The organism is Moorena sp. SIO4A1 (assembly GCF_010672065.1).
Taxonomy (GTDB): Bacteria; Cyanobacteriota; Cyanobacteriia; order Cyanobacteriales; family Coleofasciculaceae; genus Moorena.
This window is the reverse complement of sequence record NZ_JAAHHX010000397.1, coordinates 1-1,967: the sequence shown is the minus strand read 5'-3', so window position 1 is coordinate 1,967 and position 1,967 is coordinate 1. Positions and strand designations below refer to the sequence as shown.

Below are 1,967 nucleotides of genomic sequence, written 5' to 3'. Positions count from 1 at the left end.
TGGCAACTAGTACTATAACTTACTGATCTTCCCGATTTTTTGCCCTTGACAGCCACAATATTTTCATGCTATGGTATAATAATATGAATAAAAACTATACTCCAGATTCTGCTGAGCAACAACTAAATCAAACACAAAACCATACATTAAGCAAACCAGATCACAAACATCGGATATCTACGATGAAGTTGACGAATAACACACCCTGCCTCCACTAGTATCAGGCTAGTGGAGTTTTTTGATCGAGATCACCTGATGCTCAGATTGACTAGATCGACCAAAACAAGCAAGTTTATAAAAATTTATATGAAATAACACCAAAAATTGACATTAGACCAACACCAAATCATACTTAATTGGCCAATAATAATAATTGAGAACACAAAGAGAAAAGCACACCCCGCTAGTCTGGCCGCTAGCGGGGATTTTTTTTACCGGACCTACGGCCAGCCAGGAGCCAGGCCATTTGAGCAGTAATACCGAGTTGGATTCAAAGATAGTAGATTGGTTGGATAGGGAGCGGTGCGACCCGTGGCGAATTTAATTCGCCTAGCGATGCAGCGCGGTCTTGGGGGTTTCCCCCACTCGCGCTTTGCATCAAGACAAGGAAAGCGCACCGAGGGAAATGGGGAGATGGGGAGATTGGGGGAAGAGAAAGTGATACGTTTGACCGCAACTTGGTATAAGGCTCAAAACTGGCTAAATTCATGAGGTCGAGATCCCGAGACCGGTGGAGCCCACTAGAATCAAGCTGAAGTGATGGTGATTTTCGTGGTACCCACCGTTTGCCAGCCAGAGTTGCTCTGACTCCCTACCCATTCACCCAATTAAGGGTAAGCTGACCACAGTGGTTTAAGCTTTAGCCCCATCTTTGCTTACAGAAACAGATTCCGAAACGTATCCATATTGCTGGCTGCAAGCATACCTGCTAGGAAGCCAAATAAATGTCCTTGCCAGGAGATCTCTGTTTCACCAGGCAATAAACCTCTGAGTGTAAAACCATAGACACCACCGATAGCGATAGAACCTATGACTAACAGGGAGTTACCTTCTAAATACCCCTGTCCGATCAGAAAAGCTACATACCCAAAAACTAGACCGCTTGCGCCATAAGAGACCGTGTTAGGTGAACCAAGTAGCCATTCAGCCAAACCACCAACCAAGACTATCACCAAGGTCACGACCCAGAAATCATCCGTTCCTCGTAACAACACCCAACAGCCAAGGAGCGCGAACGGAATAGTGTTTCCGATCAAGTGTTTCCAGTCTTTGTGCAAGAAGGGTGAAAACAAAATACCAACTAGCCCAAGCCAGGTGCGGGGTTGGATACCAAACTTGTCGTTCAGTGCTCCCCCGCATAAGACTAAATTGACAAAACTTATAATCCAGGCGTAAAGAACCAAATCACCCACCGCCTGGAAGTTGTCACCCCAAGCATTTTGGAATTGATTAATCCAATCAAATATACTTGTCATACTTCACCCGGTAGCCTGCACGCTCATATTTATGTTTACTACTATAATTTATATAGCGTTTCTCCAGGATTTTTTACCTATTCCCTGTTCCCTACTCCCTACTCCCTAAAACCCAGTACTTTGTAACTTAACTAATTAAGACTTGCTATATATATAATTGATCATGAGTGCCAATTCAAGGTTATCCCAAGGTAATTGGATCATGAGTGTATATTCAGAGTTGGTTTTTCCCCGATTGATGGACTGGGCTATGTCTGACCCGGTCTTAAGCAAGTATCGTCAAGAGGTTTTATCTGAGGTGTCTGGGGAAGTCTTTGAAATTGGCTTTGGCACAGGATTAAATTTAAGGTATTACCCCAACCACCTACAAAAAATAACTACTATTGATGTTAATCCGGGGATGAATTATGTAGCTAAAAAACGTATTCATGACTCGGAAATTACTGTTGATTTTCGGGTACTGAATGGCGAAAGTTTACCCATGGCTGACAG

3 protein-coding genes are annotated in these 1,967 nt (G+C 43.4%); 2 read left to right on the top strand and 1 reads right to left on the bottom strand.

Features of this window, described 5'->3' with window-relative positions; translation table 11 throughout:
* Positions 1-531: 531 nt before the first annotated feature.
* Complete coding sequence (locus F6K53_RS38675) at positions 532-711, top strand: hypothetical protein (protein WP_293073899.1); 180 nt, start codon at positions 532-534, stop codon at positions 709-711.
* Between the two features lie 164 nt (positions 712-875).
* Here F6K53_RS38675 and F6K53_RS38670 read toward each other — a convergent pair whose 3' ends face one another.
* Positions 876-1,475, bottom strand: a complete 600-nt coding sequence (locus tag F6K53_RS38670) for a rhomboid family intramembrane serine protease (RefSeq protein WP_293073902.1) — start codon at positions 1,473-1,475, stop codon at positions 876-878.
* 202 nt (positions 1,476-1,677) lie between these two features.
* On the opposite strand from F6K53_RS38670, the gene F6K53_RS38665 reads away from it, so the two are divergent.
* On the top strand, positions 1,678-1,967 hold a 290-nt coding region (locus tag F6K53_RS38665), incomplete at its 3' end, for a methyltransferase domain-containing protein (protein WP_293085145.1).